Source organism: Massilia sp. PWRC2, assembly GCF_049896725.1.
Classification (GTDB): Bacteria; Pseudomonadota; Gammaproteobacteria; order Burkholderiales; family Burkholderiaceae_D; genus JAFCUW01.
Genome location: NZ_JAFCUW010000003.1, coordinates 40,844 through 62,314 on the forward strand (window position 1 = coordinate 40,844; position 21,471 = coordinate 62,314).

General features: G+C 64.1%; 19 protein-coding genes. 15 read left to right on the forward strand and 4 right to left on the reverse strand.

Going from position 1 to position 21,471, the window contains the following annotated elements; translation table 11 throughout:
- The first annotated feature begins 36 nt into the window (after positions 1-36).
- The 11 genes from rsmB to yiaA all read left to right on the forward strand — a co-directional run bounded on the left by rsmB (position 37) and on the right by yiaA (position 11,393).
- Entirely contained in the window at positions 37-1,629 is a 1,593-nt protein-coding gene (gene rsmB, locus ACP7BZ_RS07850) for a 16S rRNA (cytosine(967)-C(5))-methyltransferase RsmB (protein ID WP_426111779.1), read from the forward strand.
- A gap of 43 nt (positions 1,630-1,672) precedes the next feature.
- Complete coding sequence (locus ACP7BZ_RS07855; RefSeq protein WP_426111781.1) at positions 1,673-2,236, forward strand: DUF4390 domain-containing protein; 564 nt, start codon at positions 1,673-1,675, stop codon at positions 2,234-2,236.
- Between the two features lie 3 nt (positions 2,237-2,239).
- A complete protein-coding gene (locus ACP7BZ_RS07860) occupies positions 2,240-4,600 on the forward strand; it encodes an ATP-binding protein (RefSeq protein ID WP_426111783.1) in 2,361 nt (786 codons plus the stop codon).
- A 97-nt stretch (positions 4,601-4,697) separates the two neighbouring features.
- Positions 4,698-5,426, forward strand: a complete 729-nt coding sequence (locus tag ACP7BZ_RS07865; RefSeq protein WP_426111785.1) for a response regulator — start codon at positions 4,698-4,700, stop codon at positions 5,424-5,426.
- Between the two features lie 29 nt (positions 5,427-5,455).
- Positions 5,456-5,803: a GTPase gene (locus ACP7BZ_RS07870; protein WP_426111787.1), complete on the forward strand. Its 348-nt coding sequence runs from the start codon at positions 5,456-5,458 to the stop codon at positions 5,801-5,803.
- An 85-nt stretch (positions 5,804-5,888) separates the two neighbouring features.
- A complete protein-coding gene (locus tag ACP7BZ_RS07875; protein ID WP_426111789.1) occupies positions 5,889-6,146 on the forward strand; it encodes a BTH_I0359 family protein in 258 nt (85 codons plus the stop codon).
- A gap of 84 nt (positions 6,147-6,230) precedes the next feature.
- Positions 6,231-6,998 carry a class II glutamine amidotransferase gene (locus ACP7BZ_RS07880; protein ID WP_426111791.1) on the forward strand — a complete coding sequence of 256 codons (768 nt, stop codon included), beginning with the start codon at positions 6,231-6,233 and terminating at the stop codon, positions 6,996-6,998.
- A gap of 107 nt (positions 6,999-7,105) precedes the next feature.
- Positions 7,106-8,383: an EAL and HDOD domain-containing protein gene (locus tag ACP7BZ_RS07885; protein ID WP_426111793.1), complete on the forward strand. Its 1,278-nt coding sequence runs from the start codon at positions 7,106-7,108 to the stop codon at positions 8,381-8,383.
- 235 nt (positions 8,384-8,618) lie between these two features.
- Complete coding sequence (locus ACP7BZ_RS07890; RefSeq protein WP_426111795.1) at positions 8,619-9,560, forward strand: ABC transporter ATP-binding protein; 942 nt, start codon at positions 8,619-8,621, stop codon at positions 9,558-9,560.
- Positions 9,561-9,564: 4 nt separating this feature from the next.
- Positions 9,565-10,869 (forward strand): ABC transporter permease, encoded by a 1,305-nt coding sequence (locus ACP7BZ_RS07895; protein WP_426111797.1) that lies wholly within the window; start codon positions 9,565-9,567, stop codon positions 10,867-10,869.
- Between the two features lie 125 nt (positions 10,870-10,994).
- Positions 10,995-11,393: an inner membrane protein YiaA gene (yiaA, locus tag ACP7BZ_RS07900; protein ID WP_426111799.1), complete on the forward strand. Its 399-nt coding sequence runs from the start codon at positions 10,995-10,997 to the stop codon at positions 11,391-11,393.
- A gap of 18 nt (positions 11,394-11,411) precedes the next feature.
- Here the strand turns inward: yiaA and metH are convergent, their stop codons facing one another.
- On the reverse strand, positions 11,412-15,176 hold the full coding sequence (gene metH, locus ACP7BZ_RS07905) for a methionine synthase (RefSeq protein WP_426111801.1): 3,765 nt from the start codon (positions 15,174-15,176) through the stop codon (positions 11,412-11,414).
- A gap of 286 nt (positions 15,177-15,462) precedes the next feature.
- Between metH and ACP7BZ_RS07910 the strand changes: the two genes are divergently transcribed.
- A complete protein-coding gene (locus ACP7BZ_RS07910; RefSeq protein WP_426111803.1) occupies positions 15,463-15,696 on the forward strand; it encodes a BrnA antitoxin family protein in 234 nt (77 codons plus the stop codon).
- A 42-nt stretch (positions 15,697-15,738) separates the two neighbouring features.
- Here the strand turns inward: ACP7BZ_RS07910 and fmt are convergent, their stop codons facing one another.
- Together fmt and def are read right to left on the reverse strand one after the other, a co-directional pair.
- Entirely contained in the window at positions 15,739-16,695 is a 957-nt protein-coding gene (fmt, locus tag ACP7BZ_RS07915) for a methionyl-tRNA formyltransferase (protein WP_426111805.1), read from the reverse strand.
- A 22-nt stretch (positions 16,696-16,717) separates the two neighbouring features.
- Complete coding sequence (gene def / locus ACP7BZ_RS07920) at positions 16,718-17,260, reverse strand: peptide deformylase (protein WP_426111807.1); 543 nt, start codon at positions 17,258-17,260, stop codon at positions 16,718-16,720.
- A gap of 346 nt (positions 17,261-17,606) precedes the next feature.
- On the opposite strand from def, the gene ACP7BZ_RS07925 reads away from it, so the two are divergent.
- Together ACP7BZ_RS07925 and dprA are read left to right on the forward strand one after the other, a co-directional pair.
- Entirely contained in the window at positions 17,607-18,689 is a 1,083-nt protein-coding gene (locus ACP7BZ_RS07925) for a LysM peptidoglycan-binding domain-containing protein (protein WP_426111809.1), read from the forward strand.
- 58 nt (positions 18,690-18,747) lie between these two features.
- A complete protein-coding gene (gene dprA / locus ACP7BZ_RS07930) occupies positions 18,748-19,854 on the forward strand; it encodes a DNA-processing protein DprA (RefSeq protein WP_426111811.1) in 1,107 nt (368 codons plus the stop codon).
- Here dprA and ACP7BZ_RS07935 read toward each other — a convergent pair.
- Positions 19,824-20,753, reverse strand: a complete 930-nt coding sequence (locus ACP7BZ_RS07935; RefSeq protein ID WP_426111813.1) for a hypothetical protein — start codon at positions 20,751-20,753, stop codon at positions 19,824-19,826. The two genes, dprA and ACP7BZ_RS07935, sit on opposite strands and share 31 nt — an antisense overlap.
- Before the next feature lie 137 nt (positions 20,754-20,890).
- Here ACP7BZ_RS07935 and ACP7BZ_RS07940 point away from each other — a divergent pair, with 137 nt between their 5' ends.
- Positions 20,891-21,355, forward strand: a complete 465-nt coding sequence (locus ACP7BZ_RS07940) for a DUF494 family protein (RefSeq protein WP_426111815.1) — start codon at positions 20,891-20,893, stop codon at positions 21,353-21,355.
- The last annotated feature ends 116 nt before the right edge of the window (positions 21,356-21,471 follow it).

Sequence of the window (21,471 nt, forward strand, 5' to 3'; positions counted from 1 at the left end):
TGTCCGTCAGGTCAGCGCGCCCATGCAAAGACACCCATGACAGCCAAGCGCCCCACGTTATCGATCAAGCCTGCCGCCGCCGGCGCCACTCCAGCCGGGAGCGCCGCCAGCAAGTGGGGTGGACCGAAGCGGGCCGCGCCAGCACGGCCGTCAGCGCCGCGCACCAGCGCGCCGCCAGCGCGGCCACCCGCAGCGCAGCGCGCAGTGCAGCCGGCGGTGCAGCCGGCAGGGCAGCGCGCACCTGCGCCACCGGCGCCAGCGCAGTTCTCAGCCGATTCGCTGCGCGCCAGCTACGACGTCAAGCCGGTGCTGCAGCCCGGCTATCTGCCGCGCCTGAAAACCGATTCGCTGGCTCTGTGCCTGCTCGGCGCCGCCAATGCCGTCGCCCAGGTGCGCGGCGGCACCACGCTGCCGCAGGCGCTGACCACGGCCTTCGGTGTCACCCAGGCGACGCCGCAGGCGCGCGGCGCCATCCAGGATATCGCTTACCGCACCATGCGCCAGCTGGGCCGCTCGGAGACCCTGCTTGGCCTGATGACCACCAAGCAGCCGGAACCACCGATGTTAGCCGCCCTGCTATGCTGCGCGATCACCCTGATCGACCCCATCGATGGCGCCGAGGCGCCGTATGAAGCCTTCACCGTGGTCGACCAGGCCGTGACGGTGGCGACCGCCCACCCCGACATGGCGCACGCCAAAAACATGGTCAACGCCGTGCTGCGGCGCTTTTTGCGCGAGCGCGCGGCGCTGCTGGCCACCGCCCTGCAGCAGCCGGTGGCGCAGTGGAATTACCCGCAGTGGTGGATCGATGCGGCGCGCGCCGCCTATCCGCACCACTGGCAGGCGATCCTGGCCGCCGGTAACGCGCAGCCGCCACTGACCCTGCGGGTGAACCGCCGCAAGGTCAGCGTCGACGCTTACCTTGCCATGCTGGCGGCAGCCGGCATCGGCGCGGCGCGCATTGGCGTCTCGGCGGTGCGGCTCGACAAACCCATTGGTGTGCAGCTGATCCCCGGCTTCGAAGCGGGCCTGTGTTCGGTGCAGGATGCCGGCGCCCAGCTGGCCGCGCCGCTGCTCGACGTCGCTGACGGCATGCGCGTGCTCGACGCCTGCGCCGCCCCCGGCGGCAAGACCGGCCACCTGCTCGAACTGGCCGACCTCGCTCTGACCGCCATCGATGCCGATCCCAAGCGCCTGCTGCGCGTCGAAGACAATCTGCAGCGGCTCGGCTTGACGGCCACCCTGAAAGCGTTCGAAGCGCAAACCACCGTGTGGTGGGATGGCCAGGGCTATGACCGCATCCTCGCCGATGTGCCGTGCACGGCCTCGGGCATCGTCCGCCGCCACCCCGATATTCGCTGGCTGCGCCGCAAGGGTGACGCGCTCCAACTTGCAACACTTTCCGCCAAAATTCTCGACAATCTTTGGCAGATGCTACGACCCGATGGTAAATTGCTGTTCGTGACTTGTTCGCTCTGGCCCCAGGAGTCGGAGGCGCAAGCGGCGGCGTTCGCGGTCCGCCATGGCGCCGTGCGCCTTGAGGCGCCCGGCCAGCTGTTGCCGACCGGCGGCGCCACCGAGGATCACGACGGCTTGTTCTACGCCTTGTTCCAGAAGCGTGCTGCGTGACCGGTCTTGATTGATACGTATTTATTAAGGCTCCGGTCCCCTTGTGACAACCCGATTTCTTCGACTCCTCGCCTGCCAGCTGCTGTTGCTGTTCGCTTGTGCGCAGGCGCTGGCGGCCGATACGGTCGACATCGTCCATGCGCACATCGAGGCCACCGACGAGGGCTATAAACTGCAGTCGAGTTACAGCTTCGAGCTCACCCATGACCTCGAAGATGCCCTGCAGGCCGGCATCAAGCTGTCGTTTACCACCGAAGTCGAACTGACCCGGCCGCGCTGGTACTGGACCGACGACAAGGCGATTGCCGAGCGGCGCACCGTGAATATCTGGTACAACCCGCTGATGCGCAAATACAATGTGCAGGCGGCCGGCAGTATTTACCAGAGCTATGCCACACTCGACGAAGCACTGCTGACCATCCGCCGCCCCGGGCGCTGGGTGATCGGTCCGCGCGGCGCGCTCAAGCCCGGCGAGACCTACAATGTCAGCCTGCGCATGTTCATGGACCGCCAGGCGCTGCTCAAGCCGTTGCAGGTCAATGCGATCAATAACGCTGGCTGGCAGCTGAGCTCCGGCCGCAAAACCTTTACGTACAGGGCGGAATAGCCGGTGAAACAAACCCTGCGCTACGGCGTGATGGTGGGCGGTGCGATCGGCAGTATTCTGCTGTTTTTGCTGGCGTCGGCGTCCGACAACTCGGGATTTTTCGACCGCTATTATTCGTGGCTGCTGGGCCTGAACGCTGCGGTGGCCGCCATGCTGGTGGTGTTCGTGGTGGTGGCGCTGTGGCGCCTGTATTCACGCTACCGCGCCGGCAAGTTCGGCTCGCGCCTGATGTCGCGCCTGGTGCTGCTGTTCGGCGCCATCGGCATCCTGCCCGGACTGGTGATCTTCGTCGTCTCGGTGCAGTTCGTCTCCCACTCGATTGATTCGTGGTTCGACGTCAAGATCGAAGCGGCCCTCAAATCGGGCTTGAATCTGGGCGTGGCCGCGCTCGACCAGGCGCTCACCGAACTGGGGGCGCAGGCCAATGTCGCCGCGCTGACCATGTCGGGCCAGGACCGCCCGGCCACCCAGGTCATTCTCAACCGCGTGGTCGACGAACAGGATGGCATGCAAAGCGCCATGCTGGTCGATGCCAACGGCGTGCTGCTGGCGTCGTCGTCAGACAGCCGCAAGGTCGATCTGGTGGGCGATCTGCCGACCATGGCGATGCTCAAGCAGGCCACCATGCCGCGCGGCTTTGCCCAGTCCGAAGGGGGACTGGAGCGCGATTTTACGGACAGCGCTGCCGCCGCCAATGCGGCCAGTGCCGCCACTGCCGCCACTGCCGCCAGCGCTGCCAACGTCGCGCCGGACGCGCTCGACGCCGCCACCGGCCTGCGCCTGCGGGTGGTGCTGCTGGTGCCTGACCCACCGGGCATCGCGCCGCGTTACCTGCAACTGCTGCAATCGGTGCCGGTCAACCTGGCCACCAATGCCGAAGTGCTGCGCAACGCCTACTCGGAATACCAGACCCGCTTCGTCGCCCGCCTGGGTCTGCGCAAGATGTATATCGAAACGCTCAGCTTGACCTTGCTGCTGGCGATTTTCGGCGCCATCGCCAGCGCATTTTTGATCGCCTCGAATCTGGCCCAACCGTTGCTGGTGCTGGCCGAAGGCACGCGCGCGGTGGCCGAGGGCGACCTGTCGCCGCGCCCGATCGTGCAAACGCGCGATGAACTGGGCACCCTGACGCAGTCGTTCAACACCATGACGGGCCAGCTGTTCGAAGCGAGGAGCGCCGTCGAGCGCAACCGCGCCGACCTGCAAAGCGCCAAGGCCCACCTCGAATCGGTGCTGGCGAATATGTCGGCGGGGGTGCTCGTGCTCGATGCCGAATTCATTATCGTCAGCGCCAACGATGCCGCCGAGCGCATTCTGATGCACGCCAGCGGCCAGCGCTACCTGGGCCGCGCGCTGCACGACATCGATGGCCTGGGGGTGTTTGCCGACGCCGTCACGCGGGCCTTTTCGGCGCAGAGCGCGCAGACCGCCGGCGCCGCGGCCGCTGCAAAAAAAGCCCAGCGCAGCCACTGGCAACGGGAGATTGAAATCCCGCGTCGCCAGGGCACCAGCGACGACCATGACATCGCCCTGCTGGCGCGCGGCTCGCGCCTGCCGGTCGGCGCCGGTAACGGCTACATCGTGGTGTTTGACGATATCTCTGACGTCATCTCGGCGCAGCGCTCGGTGGCCTGGGGCGAAGTGGCGCGCCGGCTGGCCCATGAAATCAAGAACCCGCTCACGCCGATCCAGCTGTCGGCCGAGCGCCTGCAGATGAAACTCGAGCACAAGGTGGTTGGCGCCGATCTCGAATTACTCAACCGCGCCACCAACACCATCGTCCACCAGGTCGACGCCATGAAGCGCATGGTCGACGACTTCCGCGATTACGCCAAGGCGCCGCCGGCGGTACTCGAGCCGCTGCACTTAAATGGCCTGATCCGCCAGATTCTCGACCTCTACCTGGCCGGCGACGACAGCGACATCATCCACGTCTCGCTGGCGCGCGACTTGCCGGCGGTGATGGGCGACGCCACCCAGCTGCGCCAGGTGATCCACAACCTGCTGCAAAATGCCCAGGATGCGATGAACGAGCAGCTGCGCGAAGCGGGGGCGCCGCCGCCGCGCATCGATGTCAGCACCGAGACCATCCATTTCGATAGCGCCGAAGGCGGCCAGGCGAGCGCCGTGCGTCTTGCCATCGTCGACAATGGCCCGGGCTTCGCGCCGAAGATTTTGTCGCGCGCGTTTGAACCGTATGTGACATCAAAAGCGCGCGGCACCGGCCTGGGATTGCCGATGGTTAAAAAGATAATCGATGAGCATGGCGGCCGTATCGATATTCACAATCGCCAGGATGGAACTGGTGCGGCGGTGCTTATTTTGCTGTTAAAGTTAGCGCCTGAGCCTGCAAGTTTGCCTTAAAGGTAAAATCAACCATACAATCGCAGGTGACATGGCTTTTCGACGGCTGCGTTCCACGCAGCCTTTTCGGCGTTATATCGTGAAGGCAGGATAAGAGATGGCAAACATTCTTGTAGTTGATGATGAAATGGGGATCCGTGAATTGCTCTCGGAAATCCTCGGCGATGAAGGCCACGCAATTCAACTCGCCGAAAACGCCCAGCAAGCGCGTGATGCGCGCAATGCCGGCGCACCCGACCTGGTGCTGCTCGACATCTGGATGCCCGACACCGACGGCGTCACCCTGCTCAAGGAATGGCAGCGCGACGGCTTGTTGACGATGCCGGTGATCATGATGTCGGGCCACGCGACCATCGATACGGCGGTCGAGGCAACCCGCATCGGTGCCCTCAATTTCCTGGAAAAGCCGATTGCCCTGCAAAAGCTGCTCAAGGCAGTCCAGCAGGGCTTGACGCGGGCGCAGGAAGTGGCGCGCGCGCCGGTGGTGGCAGCGAGCCGCCTGCTGGCGCCAGCGCAACCGGAAGAACACCATGCGCCCAACAGCGTCGGCATGTTCGCCTCGCCGTCGATGCAAAGCGCCGCTCTGGCGCCGCGCATGGGCGGTGTTGCTGTCGGCGAGGCGCACGGCCATTCGCTCAGTTTCGATTTGCCCCTGCGCGAAGCGCGCGACGCCTTCGAGCGCATGTACTTCGAACACCACTTGGGGCGCGAAGGGGGCAGCATGACGCGGGTGGCGGAAAAAACCGGACTCGAACGCACCCACCTGTATCGCAAACTCAAGCAGCTTGGCGTCGAGCCGGGCAAGCTGGCCAAGAAAAACCTCTGATTTCCCCGCAGCCCGGCAGCGCCCCGACCTTGCGCGCCCCCGCTGTTACCACCCTTGTCACCGGCGCCGACGCCCGCGCGCGCGAGCACGCCATCCTGGCCGCAGCCCCTGCCGGCGCCGCCATCCTGCTCGAAGGCATGCCGAGTGGACACACCATACTTCCCGACACCTGCGGCGCCATCCGCATTGCGCCCGGTTGCCTGTGCTGCACCGGCAATCTGGTTTTGCGTGTAACATTAAACCGGCTGCTGCGACGCCAGCCGGAACGCTTGTTCATTGGCCTGGCGTCAACGGAGCACCTTGATCAGTTGCGATCGTGGCTGGCTGCACCGCCATACGATCAGCTGCTGGCACTGACGCCGGACCTCGCCGCTTGAATTCAAGCCGCTTGGCCCCACCTCGAAGGCAAGAGGCCGGAGCGCAGTGATCCCTCATTTCGTCTGGTCAAGCAAAGGAGTCAGCATGAACATGATCTATAACAGCGAGCAATACAGCGTCGTCGAATTCGGCGCCGACCGCGATCTCGAAGCACTGCGCTTTGGCGGCTATGAAATCGTCGACAAGTCGGGCCGGCGCGAAGCATTTATTGGCGGCAAGCTGGCGCAGTCTTTCCGGCGCGACGTCAACAACCTGATCGCCAGCGAACCGACCATGGAAGAAATCGACGACTTCCTCGGTTCTTACGACGTGTTGATGCAGCAGCCGGTGTTGCTGCACTAACCAGTTCGGCGTGGCGACAAGGGCGAGCCTGCGGGTTCGCCCTTTTTACGCCGGCATCATGCCCGCCTATGTTACGCTTTGCGCATGTGCCAACTTCTCGGAATGAACTGCAACGTCCCCACGGACATTGTTTTTAGCTTTACCGGCTTCGCCATGCGCGGCGGCCACACCGACACCCACCATGACGGCTGGGGCATCGCGTTTTTCGAAGGGGCCGGCGTGCGCTATTTTGTCGACCACCAGGCCGCCGTGGCCTCGCCAGTGGCCGAGCTGATCAAGCGCTTTCCCATCAAGTCGACCAACGTCATCGCCCACATCCGCAAGGCCACCCAGGGCCAGGTGGCGCTGGAAAACTGTCACCCCTTCGTGCGCGAACTGTGGGGCCGCTACTGGGTGTTTGCCCACAATGGCGACTTGAAGCAGTTCGCCCCCGTGCTCGACGGTGCCTTCCGTCCGGTCGGCAGTACCGACAGCGAGCTGGCTTTTTGCTACCTGCTGCAACAGTTGCGGCGCCGCTTTGGCGACAGCGCACCGGCCTTGCCAGCATTGCGCGAGGCGCTGGCCGAACTGGCGGCCGAGATCGCCACTCACGGCGTCTTCAACATGATGCTGTCGAACGGCAGCGCGCTGTTCGCCCACTGCGCGACCACGCTGTGCTACGTGGTGCGCCAGCATCCGTTCAACACGGCGCAGTTGTCCGACGAAGACGTCAGCGTCGACTTTGCCCAGCTGACCACGCCGGACGACCGGGTGGCGGTGATCGTCACCCAGCCCTTGACCACCAATGAGCGCTGGACCGAATTTCTGCCCGGCGAACTGAAAGTGTTCGTAGACGGTTTACCTTTGCCGTAAATTCGTCGCTTTTTACATCCTTTTCGGGCGCCATCCGATGGCAAAAATTCACTGGCCGGAAAGAATGCGGTACAGTACGTTATTGAATTTACCCAACATTATGCGACATGAATAATTCCGCCGCTCCCGCTTCCGCGGCCCATGAATTTGCTGTGCGCGACTTTTATTTGGGCCGCCAGCCGATTCTCGATGCCAACAATGCGTTGTTTGCTTACGAGCTGCTGTTTCGCAGCAGCAGCGTGGGGGGCGCCAGCTTTGTCTCTGGCCTGGCGGCCACTGCGGCCGTCATCGCCCATGCCGGACAACTGGGCCTGGACCGCGCCATCGGCGACGCCCTGGCGTTTTTGAATGTCGATGCCGATGTCTTGATGAGTGACATCTTCGCCTTCCTGCCGCGCGAAAAAGTGGTGCTCGAGCTGGTCGAGAGCGTCGAAGCGAGTGACGCCGTGCTCGAACGCATGGGCGAACTCAAAGGCCATGGTTTTCGCTTTGCCTTGAACGGCGTCGCTGCCATCACCGCCAACGTCGAACGGCTGCTGCCGCTGATCGACTTCGTCAAGTTCGACATGCTGCAAGTGATGCAGGTGTCGACCGCCGCGGTGGTGGCGCGCTGCCGCCGCGAGAACAAACAGCTGATGGCGGAAAAAGTGGAAACGCGCGCCCAGTACGAGCGCGTGCGCGACTTTGGCTTCGATTATTTTCAGGGCTATTATTTCGCCAAGCCGACGGTGATTGCCGGCCGCAAGCTGACGCCGTCGCAGCTGGCGGTGATGGAGTTGATGAAGCTGGTCACCTCGGATGCCGAAAACATCGAGATCGAGCGCGCCGTCAAACGCGACGTCACCCTGGCCATCAACCTGCTGCGGCTGGTGAACACGCCGGCGGTGGGCTTGCGCCACAAGATCGATTCGGTCAGCCAGGCGCTGATCGTGCTCGGTCGCCGCCAGCTCGAACGCTGGTTGCAGATTTTGCTGTACGCCGACCCGCAGCAGCGCAGCCACAGCGCCTCGCCCCTGCTGATGCTGGCCACCACGCGCGGCAAGCTGCTCGAGCTGCTGGCCAAGCGCTTGCGGCCGGCCCAGCGCAATGTCGCTGACATCGCCTTCACGGTGGGCATCATGTCGCTGATGGATGCGCTGTTTGGCATGAAGATGGAAGTGATCCTCGAACAGATTCCCGTCATCGATGAAGTCAAGGACGCGCTGCTCTCGCGCAGCGGCTTTTTCGGCGAATTGCTCAAGCTGGCCGAAGCGATCGAACAGATGGATGGCGATGACCTGGTGGTGCCGGCCCTGAAAGAGCTGGCCATTTCCAGCGACGAGCTGGTCGAATTCGAGGTGGCGGCGTTTTCGTGGAGTGATTCGGTGGCGAAATACGCGGTATGAAAACCAAACAAAAGTGCAGCCCAACTTTTGTTTGGTTTAGCCAGGTAAACATTGCTGGCGGAGCCGGGAATGTTTTAGGGGACGCAACACCGATTCTGTTCGACGTGCGCCTCGGTAATGGATGACGTGGGGCCGCTGCGGACTGTTGTATTTTGTCGCTTGGGTAACAATTCTCTGCAACAATTCTTCATCTTATTGGCTAATATATAATAATTGCCAATGAATGAACGCACCCATGACTTCCGTGTTATTGCAGGTGTTACACCTGAGCAAGGCGTATGGCGCCAGGCGCGCTGTCGATGATGTCAGTTTCAAGGTCGCAGCCGGCCAGACGGTGGGCTTGATCGGCCCGAATGGCGCTGGCAAATCGTCCACTGTCGGCATGCTCTGCGGGCTGCTCACGCCCGATGCCGGCAGCATCACCTTGAGTGGCAGCGCCATTACCACCGGTCCCTGCGCCGCCAAGCGCCAGATCGGCTTCGTGCCGCAAGACCTGGCCCTGTACGACGACCTGCCGGCGCGCGATAACCTGCTGCTGTTTGCCGCCCTGTATGGCATCAAGGGCGCCGAGGCGCGCCGCCGCTGCGACCAGGTGCTCGAGCTGGTGCAGCTGCATGAGCGCGCCCTCGACAAGCCGGCCACCTTTTCCGGCGGCATGAAGCGGCGCCTGAATATCGCCGCCGCCCTGATGCACGACCCGGCACTGCTGATCCTCGACGAACCGACCGTCGGCGTCGACCCGCAAAGCCGCAATGCCATCTTCGACACGCTCGAACAATGGCAGCGCCAGGGCCGCTCGCTGATCTACACCAGCCACTACATGGAAGAAGTCGAGCGACTGGCCGACCACATCGTCATCATCGACCATGGCAAGGTGCTGGCCGACGAAACCCCGGCGGCCCTGCACCGGCGCCTGCCGGCGCAGGCGGCGCTGCACGTGGAGCTCGCTGCAGCGGCGCCGGCTGCCTGGCTGGCGCCGATGGCTGCCTTGCCCGGGGTGACGGGCGTCGCCGCCAATGCCAACGCGCTCGAGGTCTTGCTGGCCGATGGCAGTGCCGCGCTCGGTGTGATGGCGTGGCTGCAGGGGCAGGGCGCGCACGCGCTGCACTTTGCCACCGCCCGCACCAAGCTCGAAGACATCTTCCTCAATCTGACCGGGCGCTCGCTGCGCGATTGATACCATGACCAAGTTGAACCTGACCCCGTTCCTGGCGCTGGTACGCAAGGACTTGCAGCTGTTTCTGCGCGACCGCCGCGCCCTGCTGATCAACCTGGTGCTGCCGATTGCCATCGCCACTTTTTTTGGCTACCTGTTCGGCGGCTCGGGCGATGCCAAAACCGGCACCATCGATGTCGCCCTGGTGCAGCAGGACAGTGGGCCGATCGGCCAGCGCATCGGCGCCGCCCTCAAGCTCGACGCCAGCCTGCACATCACCGACATGAGCGCCGCAGCGGCCCGCACTGCAGTTGGCAAGGGCAGCCAGAAAGCGGCCATCATCATCCCCGACGGCTTTGGTGAAGCGGCCGGCGCCGCCCTGTTCAACGCCGCCGACAAGCCACGCATCGAGGTGCTGTACGACCCGTCGCAGCAGGCGGTGCTGGCAATGGTCAAGGGCCTGTTGACGCAGCAGGTGATGCAGATCGTCAGCGCCGAAATGTTCGGTGGCGCCGGCGGCCAGGCGTTCACCGACAAGAGCATCAAAAAACTGGAAAGTGCGCTCGACGGCGACCCCGCGAAGGCATCGTTGCGCGAATTACTGGGCAGCCTGAAAAAATTCCAGGCCACGCCGGCCATGCAGGCCACGCCGCAGTCAGGCAAATCGGCTGGCCTGTCGATGCCGTTTACCACCAGCGACCAGCCGGTCACCTCGGGGCCGCGGCAGGCCGGCTACAACGGCTATGCCCACGCGTTTGCCGGCATGGGCGTGCAATTCATCCTGTTCCTCGGGGTCGACATGGGCATCGGCATCCTGCTGGCGCGCCGCAGCGGCATTTTCAATCGCCTGCTCGCCGCTCCCATTGGCCTGAACACGGTGCTGCTGGCGCGCGCCGCCTCGGCCGCCATCATCGCCCTGTTTCTGCTGTGCGTGATGTTTGGGTTTGCCGTGCTGGTGTTTGGTGTGCACATCGCCAATCCTGTCGGCTTCCTCGGGGTCGGCCTGTGCTTTGCCATGCTGACCGCCAGTTTTGGCCTGTTGATTGCCGCCTTCGGCAAAACCCCGGAAGCGGCGCGCGGCATCGCGGTGGCGGCCACCCTGATCATGGTGATGCTGGGCGGCGCCTGGGTGCCATCGTTCCTGTTTCCCGCCTGGGTACAACAGGTGGGGCTGGCGGTGCCGACCCGCTGGGCCATCGATGGCCTCGATGCCATGACCTGGCGCGGCCTGGGGATGGAGGCGGCGGCCACCGCGATGGCGGCGCAGCTGGCGTTTACGGTGCTGTTTGGCGTGCTGGCGCTGATCAAATTCCAGCGCGAGCGCGCCTGACTGTCCTGCCACCGGCTTACCGTCTAACCCGTCTACCCGTCGACCCGTCGACTTTGACAGCTGGCGCGCGGCGGCGCCCGCGCTAGGCTGGCGTTTCCATCCACATCGATACGCAGGAGGCGATCATGGCATCGGCTCAATCCTCAAGCGCCTTCGTCGGCGCTGCCTGGCTGGCGCTGATCATCGGCGTGGCCATGTACCTGACAGGGCTGTTCAACGCCACCATGGCTCTCAATGAAAAGGGCTGTTACCTGACCCTGCTGTTGTACGGCCTGTTTGCCGCCGTTTCCGTGCAAAAGTCGACCCGCGACCGTCTCGAGGGTATCGCTGTCACCCCGATGTACTACGGCCTGTGCTGGCTGTCGGTGATCGCCGCCATCGGCCTGCTCACCGTCGGCCTGGTCAACGCCACCATCGCCCCCAGCGAAAAGGGGTTGTATGCGATGTCGTTTGTTTTGAGCCTGTTCGCTGCCATCACGGTGCAAAAAAACGTGCGCGACAGCGGCGCGGCAGCGCACCACTGACGGCCACCATTGACGCGCTTACAGGTTCGGCGCCAGCCAGCTGGCCATCTGCTCGGGGTCGATTTGCCGGCGTGTGCTCATGTCGGCCAGCTGGTCGGCGCCGATTTTCCCCACCACGAAGTACTTCGATTCAGGGTGGGCAAAATAAAAGCCTGACACCGCGGCGCCCGGCGCCATCGCATACGATTCGGTCAGCGTGATGCCGACGTCCTCTGGCTGCAGCACCTCCCACATGGCCGCCTTGACGGTGTGCTCGGGGCAGGCCGGATAACCGGGGGCAGGGCGGATGCCGGCGTACTGCTCGGCGATCAGCGCCGTGCTGGTGAGCTGCTCGTCGGCCGCATAACCCCACAGGTCGGTGCGCACGCGCTCGTGCAGGTATTCGGCAAACGCTTCGGCCAGGCGGTCGGCCAGCGACTTCAACATGATCGAAGAATAGTCGTCGTGGGCCGCTTCAAAACGCTGCTCGTATTTTTCGATACCGAGACCAGTGGTGACGGCGAACATGCCGATGTAGTCCTGCACCCGCGAGTCTTTCGGCGCAATAAAATCGGACAGGCACTGGTTGGGGCGCTGGACGCCATCGACCAGCGGTTTGACGCCCTGCTGGCGCAGGCCGTACCAGGTCAGGGCGACCTGCGCGCGGCTGTCGTCGGTGTAGATCTCGATGTCATCGTCGTTGACGCTGTTGGCCGGCAGGAGCGCGATGACGCCGTTGGCGGTCAGCCAGCGCCCCTCGATGATTTTCTTCAGGAGCGCCTGACCCTCTTCGAATACCTTGGTGGCCGCTTCGCCGACGACGGCGTCGGTGAGGATGGCGGGGAAGGGGCCGGCCAGGTCCCAGGTCTGGAAGAACGGGCCCCAATCGATGTAGCGCGCCAGGGTCGCCAGCTCGACGTTCTTGATCAGGCGCCGGCCAATGAATTTTGGCCGCACCGGGGCGAAATCGAAGCGCGCCTTGTTGGCGCGCGCCTGCGCCAGCGGCAGGATGGGCAGCGCCTTCTTGCTGGCGTGCTGCTCGCGGATGCGCTCGTAGTCGAGGGCGATGTCATCGATATACTTCTCGCGCGTTTCCGGCGTCAACAGCGCCTGCGCCACCGACACCGAACGCGAAGCGTCCGGCACGTAGACTACCGGGCCATCGTAGTTGTGGGCGATTTTGACGGCCGTGTGGGCGCGGCTGGTGGTGGCGCCGCCGATCAGGAGGGGAATCTTGAGCATCCTGAAATGGGGATCGCGCTGCATCTCGCGCGCCACGTGGGCCATCTCTTCGAGCGAGGGCGTGATCAGGCCGGACAGGCCGACGATGTCGGCGTTTTCCACCTTGGCGCGCGCCAGGATCTCCGAGCAGGGCACCATCACGCCCATATTGACCACTTCAAAATTATTACACTGCAGGACCACCGAGACGATGTTCTTGCCGATGTCGTGGACGTCGCCCTTGACGGTGGCGATGACGATTTTGCCCTTCGGCTTGGCGACAATGCCGGTGCGCTGCTCTTCCAGCAGTTTTTCTTCTTCGATGTAGGGAATCAGGTGGGCCACCGCCTGCTTCATCACGCGCGCCGATTTGACCACCTGCGGCAAGAACATTTTGCCCTGGCCGAACAGGTCGCCGACCACGTTCATGCCGTCCATCAGCGGGCCTTCGATCACGTGGATGGGGCGTCCGCCATTGCCCAGCAGCTGCTGCCGCGCTTCTTCGGTGTCGTCGACGATCCACTGCGTGATGCCGTGCACCAGCGCGTGCGACAGGCGCTGCTGGACGGTGCCTTCGCGCCAGACCAGGTTTTGCGTGTCCTGGCGGCCGCCTGCTTTGAGGGTGCCGGCGATATCGATCATCCGTTCGGTGGCGTCGTCGCGGCGGTTGAGCACCACGTCTTCGGTGCGCTCGCGCAGTTCGGCCGGCAGGTCGTCGTAGACTCCCATCATGCCGGCGTTGACGATCCCCATCGTCATGCCGGCCTTGATGGCGTGGTACAGGAACACCGTGTGGATCGCTTCGCGCGCCGGGTCATTGCCGCGGAAGGAGAACGAGACGTTCGACACGCCGCCCGACACCCCCGCATGCGGCAGGTTCTGGCGGATCCAGCGCGTGGCATTGATAAAATCGACAGCGTAGTTGTTGTGCTCTTCGATGCCGGTGGCGATGGCGAAGATGTTCGGGTCAAAGATGATGTCTTCCGGCGGAAAGCCGATTTGCTGCGTCAGCAGCTTGTAGGCGCGCTGGCAGATTTCCGTCTTGCGGGCAAAGGTGTCGGCCTGACCTTGTTCGTCGAAGGCCATGACGATGACGGCGGCGCCATAACGGCGGCACAATTTCGCCTGCCGGATGAACTCTGCCTCGCCTTCCTTCATCGAGATCGAGTTGACGATGGCCTTGCCCTGCACGCACTTGAGGCCCGCTTCGATCACCGACCATTTCGACGAGTCGATCATGATTGGCACGCGCGAGATGTCCGGCTCGGAGGCGATCAGGTTCAAAAAGCGCGTCATCGCCGCCTGCGAATCGAGCATCGCTTCGTCCATATTGATGTCGATGATCTGGGCGCCGTTTTCCACCTGCTGGCGCGCCACCGACAGCGCTTCGTCGAACTGCTCGTTAAGGATCATGCGGGCAAACGCTTTCGAGCCCGTCACGTTGGTGCGCTCGCCGACGTTGACGAACAGCGAATCGGCATCGACCGTAAAGGGTTCGAGGCCCGACAGGCGCAGCGCGGTGGGCACCTGCGGCAGTGCGCGCGGCGGCGTCTCGGCCAGCAGGGCGGCAATCGCGGCGATGTGATCGGGCGTGGTGCCGCAGCAGCCACCGGCGATATTGATAAAGCCGGCATCGGCAAATTCGCGCAGCAGCGCCGAGGTGTCGGCCGGCAGTTCGTCGAAGCCGGTGTCGCTCATCGGGTTGGGCAGACCGGCATTCGGGTAGATACACACATAGGTATCGGCGATTTGCGAGAGCTCTTGCGCGTACGGGCGCATCAGCGCCGCGCCCAGCGCGCAATTGAGGCCGATCGTCAGCGGCCGCGCGTGGCGCACCGAATTCCAGAACGCTGGCACGGTCTGGCCCGACAGGATGCGGCCGGAGGCGTCGGTGACGGTACCGGAAATCATCAGCGGCAGGCGCGCCAGACCCGGGTGCTCGTCGAAATACAGGTCGATGGCAAACAGCGCCGCCTTGCAGTTGAGGGTATCGAAAATGGTTTCCACCAGCAGGACGTCGGCGCCGCCGTCGACCAGCCCGCGCACCTGCTCGTGATAGGCCGTCACCAGTTGATCAAAACTGACGTTGCGCGCCGCCGGGTCGTTGACGTCGGGTGAGATCGACGCCGTTTTTGGCGTCGGCCCGAGCGCGCCGGCCACAAAACGGGGCTTGTCGGCACTGCTGTACTTGTCGCAGGCGGCGCGCGCGATGCGGGCGGCGGCGACGTTCATTTCGTAGGCCAGGTGGCCCATGTGGTAATCGTCCTGGGCGATGCTGGTGGCACCGAAGGTATTCGTTTCGATCAGGTCGGCGCCGGCGGCCAGGTAGCGCTCGTGGATTTCCTGGATCACCTGGGGCCGCGTCAGCGTCAGCAGTTCGTTATTGCCTTTGACGAACAGTTCGCGGGCGCCGCTGCCCGCCGGCGCGGTGAAATCGGCGAAACGTTCACCCCGGTAATCTGCTTCATCGAGCTTGTATTGCTGGATGATGGTGCCCATGGCGCCGTCGAGAATCATGATGCGGCGCGCCAGGATCTCGCGCAGCAGGGTCTCGGTCGGGGATACGGCGGCGGCAGTGGTCATGGCAGGCTTTCAGAGGGCAGGTGGGTGCGGCAACAGCGGTACGGCGACGGCAGCAGGCGGCTTAAAATTATACGGCATCATGCGTGCCGAGTTTTCTGAGTGACAAGAAAGCGCTCCCCGTTCAAATCGTCCTGTATGTATCGCTGTGTTTCAATGGGGAATTTGTTACAGAGCGATACAATACAACCCTGCCCAGCAATCTTTAAGATACATACAGCGCCCAAAATTGTAACCAGGAGTGGCTAGATAGTCCGCTCCACCAACGACACAATCACTGGGAATGAATATGGACAAAGATTTCGCGCCACAATGGGATGCTGCACAGGGAATCGCTCCCCGCGCGGCGGTGGCCAAGCAGCAAAGCGCCGCCATCAAGCAGATCGTCACGATCCGCCTCGACACCGACATGCTCGACTGGTTCAAGGGCGCCGGACCCGGTTACCAGACCCGCATCAACCAGATCTTGCGCCAGTACATGGCCGATCACCGCGATGATGCGTTTGCTGCGAAAGCGAACTAAGCGACCTAAGCGAACTGAGCGAACTAAGCAAACTCTGGCAAACTAAGCCAGGGTTTTGCCTTCAAGGCTAAAACTCTTGAGAAATTCGGCGGCAGGCAAGCGCTTGCCGCCCGGTTTTTGCAGTACCTTCAGGCGCAGCGCGCCCGTGCCGCAAGCAACGACGATGCCGTCGGCGCCGCTGGCGGCGAGCACCTGGCCCGGCTGCGCACCAGCATCGGCGTCTGCCAGTTCGGCCTCCCACAGTTTGAGCACCACCCCGTCGACCACTGCCTGCGCCCCCGGAAACGGGTTGAAGGCGCGGATCTGCCGGTCGAGCGTTGGCGCCGGCTGCGTGAAATCCAGGCGCGCTTCGTTCTTGTCGATCTTGGCGGCGTAAGTCACCCCCAGCGCCGGTTGCGGCGTTGCCGTCAGCGGCCCTGCCGCCAGCTGCTGCAGGGTGGCCACGATCATGCGCGCGCCCAGCGCCGCCAGGGTGTCGTGCAGGCTGGCCGTGTTGTCATGTGGACCGATCGTCACACGCTCGCTCGCCAGCATGGGCCCGGTGTCGAGTCCTTCTTCCATCTCCATGATGGTAATGCCGGTGACGGCGTCGCCCGCTTCAATGGCGCGGTGGATGGGGGCGGCGCCGCGCCAGCGCGGCAGCAACGAGCCGTGGATGTTCAGGCAGGGACGGATATCGAGGGTGGCGCGCGGCAGGATCAAGCCGTAAGCGGCCACCACCATGACGTCGTAATCGAGCGCCAGCAGACGCGCGTGCGCCTGCTCGGCCTGGGCGGCGCGTTCGGGATCAAGGCTGTCGCGGCGCAGCGACAGCGGCTGCAACACCTCGATGCCATGGGCCACGGCGAACTGCTTGACGCTGGACGCTTGCAACTGCATGCCGCGCCCGGCCGGGCGGTCCGGCTGGGTCAGCACCAGGGCGATTGGAAAACCGGCCGCGTGGATGGCGGCCAGCGCAGTGGCCGCAAACTCGGGCGTGCCGGCGAAGACGACTTTCAAGGGAGGCTGCACGCTCACCGTATTAATAACGCCGCCCGGCCGCCTTGAGCGCCGCTTCGCGCTCGAGTCCACGCGTTTCCTTGACCATTTTTGCCTTGATGCGGTTGCGCTTGAGGGGTGACAGGTACTCGACGAAGACCTTGCCCAGCAAATGGTCCATCTCGTGCTGGATGCACACGGCCAGCAAGCCATCGGCTTCCACTTCAAAAAAACTACCGCTGGCATCCTGCGCCTTGACCTTGACGCGGGCGGCCCGTTCGACGCCATCGTAAATGCCGGGCACCGACAGGCAACCTTCGTCGTACACCTCGCGCTCCTCGCTGGCCCAGGTGATGACGGGATTGATAAATACCTGTAACTGGTCCTTGGCATCGGTAATGTCGATCACCAGCAGTTGCTGGTGGACGTCGACCTGGCTGGCGGCCAGGCCGACGCCGGGCGCTTCGTACATGGTCTCGGCCATGTCGGCGATCAGGGTGCGCAGCGCGGCGTCGAAGGCGATTACCGGCGTGGCCACCTTGTGCAGGCGGGGATCGGGATAACGCAGAATTGGAAGTAAGGCCATGGGACGCTCGAAATAATCAGTCGGTGAAAGATGATGGTAGACGCGGTGATAGACGCGGTGGTAAACCCAGTGAAACTAATAGTTATTCAGCAATGATTCGCGACTATTCGTATGAATAATGCCATGAATCAACAAAAACGCAACAGTCTTGGGGGGTAGCGCGGGGGAGTTTGCCTTGCTAGTTCACAGATTTATGGGCAGAATTTGATCCAGTACGGCAACCTTTATCCGCCCATCGGCGCCAAAGGCCGGTCCCGGTGACTGCCCCGCACAGGATGTCGGGGCCGACCTGCGGGCCGGACTGCCGTTTTGATGCCGCATTAACGGATCCTCCATCGGACACCCCATGAAAAATTTTATCACAGTCGGCACCCGTCTTGCAGTCGCCGCGCTGATTGCCGCCGCCAGCAGCACTGCCGTTCAGGCCGCCGAATGCGCCTTCCGTCCGAACGCCCCGGACCAGCATAAGGTGGTGCGCGGCGATACGCTGTGGGATATTTCCGGCAAGTTTCTCGAGCATCCCTGGTGCTGGCCGCAAGTGTGGGGCATGAACCGTGATGAGATTGCCAACCCGCACTGGATCTACCCGGGCCAGATCGTTTATTTCGACCGCAAGACGGGGCGCCTGTCGCTCAACAAGCCGGGCGAGGGCACCGCCGACGACCGCCTGTCGCCGCGCATGCGCACCGAGGGTGTGGGGGCGGACGCCATCAGTTCGATCCCGTCCGGCGCCATCGAGCCGTTCCTGACCATGCCGCTGATCGTCGACGACAAGCAGCTCGACAGCGCACCGCGCATCGCCGCCCATGAAGATGGCCATGTCTATCTGGCCAAGGGGGACAAGGTGTATGTGCGCGGCGCCCTCGACGGCGGCACCAGTTACCAGGTATTTCGTCCCGGCACGCCGCTGCGCGACCCCGACACCAACAAAGTGATCGCCTATGAAGCGGTGTACCTGGGGACCGTGGCGCTGCAGTCGGCGGCCCGGGCCGGTGTCGATGTGCACACCTTCACGGTGTCCGGTTCGGCGCAGGAAATGGGCGTGGGCGACCGCCTGGTGGCAGCGCCGCCGACGCCGCTGCGCAATTACGTGCCGCACGCGCCCGCGCGTGCTACCAGTGCGCGCATTCTCGGTATTTATTCAGGCGGCAGCTTCGCCGGCCAAAACCAGGTGGTCAGTGTCAACCGCGGCACGCTTGATGGACTCGATATCGGCGCCGTTTTGCAGCTGTACCATAAGGGCCAGACTATCGCTGACCCGGGCGGCAACAAAGGCTTCCTTGGCATGCAAAAGACGATGATCAAGTTGCCCGACGAACAGGTCGGGTCCCTGTTTATTTTCCGCGTGTTCAAAAACGTTTCGTACGGCTTGATCATGCAGGCAACGCAGCCAGTGCAAACGGGCGACGTCGCCGCCTCACCGGAGTAAAGCTTCCGTGCAGGACACGGCCACCCACCCTCCCAGTGCAGCGCAGCCGCCGGACCCCATGGCCGACTGGCTGCGGCTGATGCACACCGCCGGGGTGGGGCCGGCCAGCGCCCGCCTGCTGCTGGGGCAGTTTGAACGGCCAGCTGCCATCTTTACTGCAGCGGCGGCGCGCCTGCAGGCGCTGGTCGGCCCCGCGCTGGCTGCGGCCTTGCTGCACCCCGCCGCAAGCGTACTGCGCCAGGTCGACGCTGCGCTGGCCTGGGCCGGCCAGGCGGGCAACCGCCTGCTCACCATCGCCGACCCTGCCTATCCGGCGCTGCTGCGCCACATCGGCGACGCCCCGCCCCTGTTATACGTGAGCGGCCGCGCCGAACTGCTGGCCGGTCCTTGTCTGGCCATGGTCGGCAGCCGCAATGCCAGCGTGCAGGGGGCCAGCAATGCGCAGCAGTTCGCCCACAACCTCAGCCGCGCCGGCTTGACCATCGTCTCCGGGCTGGCGCTGGGCATCGATAGCGCCGCCCACGTCGGCGCGCTGGCCGGCGACGGCGCCACCGTGGCGGTGGTGGGCACCGGCCCTGACCTGGTCTACCCGGCGCGCAACCGTGCGCTGTGGCAGGCCATCCGCGAGGGCGGCTGCGTGGTCAGCGAATATGCACCGGGCACGCCGCCACTGGCCCACAATTTTCCGCAGCGTAACCGCATCATCAGTGGCCTGTCGGCCGGCGTGCTGGTGGTCGAGGCGGCTGCGCGCTCGGGCTCGCTGATCACGGCGCGGCTGGCGGCCAGCCAGGGCCGCGAAGTGTTCGCCATGCCCGGCTCGATCCACGCGGCGCTGGCCAAGGGCTGCCATCTATTGATCAAGGAGGGGGCCAAGCTGGTCGAGTCGGCCGCTGATGTGTTGCAAGAACTGGGCGGGGTGTTGCCAGCATCCGCGCCGGCCCGGCGCAGCTTGCAGGACGCTGCCGCGCAGGTGCTGCCGGGCGCGCCGCCGGCGCTGCTGGCAGCGCTCGGCCATGGTCCGGTCGCGCTCGACGCCATCGCCCTGACGTGCGGCTGCGCACCGCATGAATTGCAGGCGGCACTGCTCGAACTGGAACTGGCTGGCGCCGCCGAGCGCCTCGTCGATGGCCGTTATCAGCGGGTGCTGCGCGCGCCGCTATCGTGACGGATTTTCAGACGGTCCAGTTCCGCGAGGAAGGGCGCCGAGTGCACCGCCACCAGCGCGCCGATCGGATACACATACAGGCCACCGCGCTCGCTGCCGTAAGGCGCCGCCTCCTTGAGCATGGCTTCGGCTGCGCTCCACAGGCGCTGCAGATGGGCCAGCAACAGCGGACTGTTGCGGATGCGCGCATAGCTGTCCGGATAGCTGGTGCGCACCACTTTCAGATAGCTCAGCACATACAGCATCATGTCGGCCGCGCCGCCGATGTTGCCATCGAGCGCGGCATTGCCGTCGGCGCGAAAGCGTGCATACAGGGGCGAGCGGGTCAACTCGAGTTCGATGGCGGCGGCGCCCACGTAGGCGTTCAATTCGTCGAGCAGGGTGGTGAAATCGTTGGCCGGCACGCGCGGCGTTTGCACCAGGTAAGTCTGGTAGCGCAGTGCGGCGCCCGCCTTGATGGCGGCCGGCACGCCGGCGGCCGCCACCACGTACGGCGCGGTGCGTCCGCGCACCAGTTCGGTCACATAGGTCTGGCCGTCGAACACATACACGGCGCGGCCGCCGTGGCAGGAGGACAGCGCGATATCGATGGCGTGGTTGGCTTCGTGATAGGCGGTGGGCAGCGTCGACAGATTGAGCGCGCCCTGGCGGCGCAGCCACCACACCACGTCAGCGCCGACCGCTCCGCGCAGACGCGCTGCCTGCGCTGAATTGAGCACTGGCAAAGAAGCCAGCACGGCGCTGTCGGCCGCGCTGCGCGCCGGCGCCGTGCTGCCGTGCAGGCGTGCGCAATCGGCCTCGGTGTAGGCGGACCGGGCACCGGGCTCGCCAAGCGGGTCGGCTGTGGCTGCGCCAACACTGGCCAGCAGTGCGGCCATCGTCAATACATATCTGTTCAAGGTGGTAGCGCTTGCGTGAGGGGAAAGTGGTGACATGGTATTGATCGCGGCAATTGTAGGCCATCGCCGCCACACCGCATGCCCGCTATGCGGGACAGCACTTGTACATGGCTAAACTTAGCTGATAGAGTAGAGCCATGTTCGATATCCTGGTCTACCTTTACGAAACCTACTACCGCCCGGACGCCTGTCCTGAACCGGCGGCGCTGGCGCGCAAGCTGTCGGCGGTCGGCTTCGACGAAGTGGAAATTTCCGAAGCCCTCGTGTGGCTGACCGATCTGACCGAAATGGCCGGCGCCGAACAGAGCGCCGTGCAGTCCTCGACCGGCACCCGGTTTTACGTGGCGCGCGAAGTCGACGCCCTCGGCGCGGCGGCCATCGGCTTCATCGCCTTTCTTGAAAGTGCCAAGGTCATCAGCGCACTGCAGCGCGAGATCGTGATCGAACGCGCGCTGGCGCTGGGTGAAACACCGGTCGGACTGGGCAAACTGAAAATCATCGTGCTGATGCTGTTGTGGAGCCAGGGCAAGGAGCCGGACGCCCTGATGTTCGACGACCTGTTCGGCGCCGACGACGAACAGGCGCCCCGTCTGCTGCACTAGCGCGCCAACCTGCTTCTGGCCACTTGAAAGCGCACTGAAAGCGCCTTATTATTTGGCGCGCCGGTGGCGCTTCCCCCATCGTCCTGTTTAGCTATCAGCATGGCAATTTGCCACGC

Bases quoted from the DNA above. Each gene is read 5' to 3' on its own strand.
- rsmB (WP_426111779.1), top strand. From the start codon at position 37: ATGACAGCCAAGCGCCCCACGTTATCGATCAAGCCTGCCGCCGCCGGC.
- ACP7BZ_RS07865 (WP_426111785.1), top strand. From the start codon at position 4,698: ATGGCAAACATTCTTGTAGTTGATGATGAAATGGGGATCCGTGAATTG.
- ACP7BZ_RS07875 (WP_426111789.1), top strand. From the start codon at position 5,889: ATGAACATGATCTATAACAGCGAGCAATACAGCGTCGTCGAATTCGGC.
- ACP7BZ_RS07880 (WP_426111791.1), top strand. From the start codon at position 6,231: ATGTGCCAACTTCTCGGAATGAACTGCAACGTCCCCACGGACATTGTT.
- ACP7BZ_RS07885 (WP_426111793.1), top strand. From the start codon at position 7,106: ATGAATAATTCCGCCGCTCCCGCTTCCGCGGCCCATGAATTTGCTGTG.
- ACP7BZ_RS07890 (WP_426111795.1), top strand. From the start codon at position 8,619: ATGACTTCCGTGTTATTGCAGGTGTTACACCTGAGCAAGGCGTATGGC.
- ACP7BZ_RS07895 (WP_426111797.1), top strand. From the start codon at position 9,565: ATGACCAAGTTGAACCTGACCCCGTTCCTGGCGCTGGTACGCAAGGAC.
- yiaA (WP_426111799.1), top strand. From the start codon at position 10,995: ATGGCATCGGCTCAATCCTCAAGCGCCTTCGTCGGCGCTGCCTGGCTG.
- metH (WP_426111801.1), bottom strand. From the start codon at position 15,176: ATGACCACTGCCGCCGCCGTATCCCCGACCGAGACCCTGCTGCGCGAG.
- ACP7BZ_RS07910 (WP_426111803.1), top strand. From the start codon at position 15,463: ATGGACAAAGATTTCGCGCCACAATGGGATGCTGCACAGGGAATCGCT.
- def (WP_426111807.1), bottom strand. From the start codon at position 17,260: ATGGCCTTACTTCCAATTCTGCGTTATCCCGATCCCCGCCTGCACAAG.
- ACP7BZ_RS07925 (WP_426111809.1), top strand. From the start codon at position 17,607: ATGAAAAATTTTATCACAGTCGGCACCCGTCTTGCAGTCGCCGCGCTG.
- dprA (WP_426111811.1), top strand. From the start codon at position 18,748: ATGGCCGACTGGCTGCGGCTGATGCACACCGCCGGGGTGGGGCCGGCC.
- ACP7BZ_RS07940 (WP_426111815.1), top strand. From the start codon at position 20,891: ATGTTCGATATCCTGGTCTACCTTTACGAAACCTACTACCGCCCGGAC.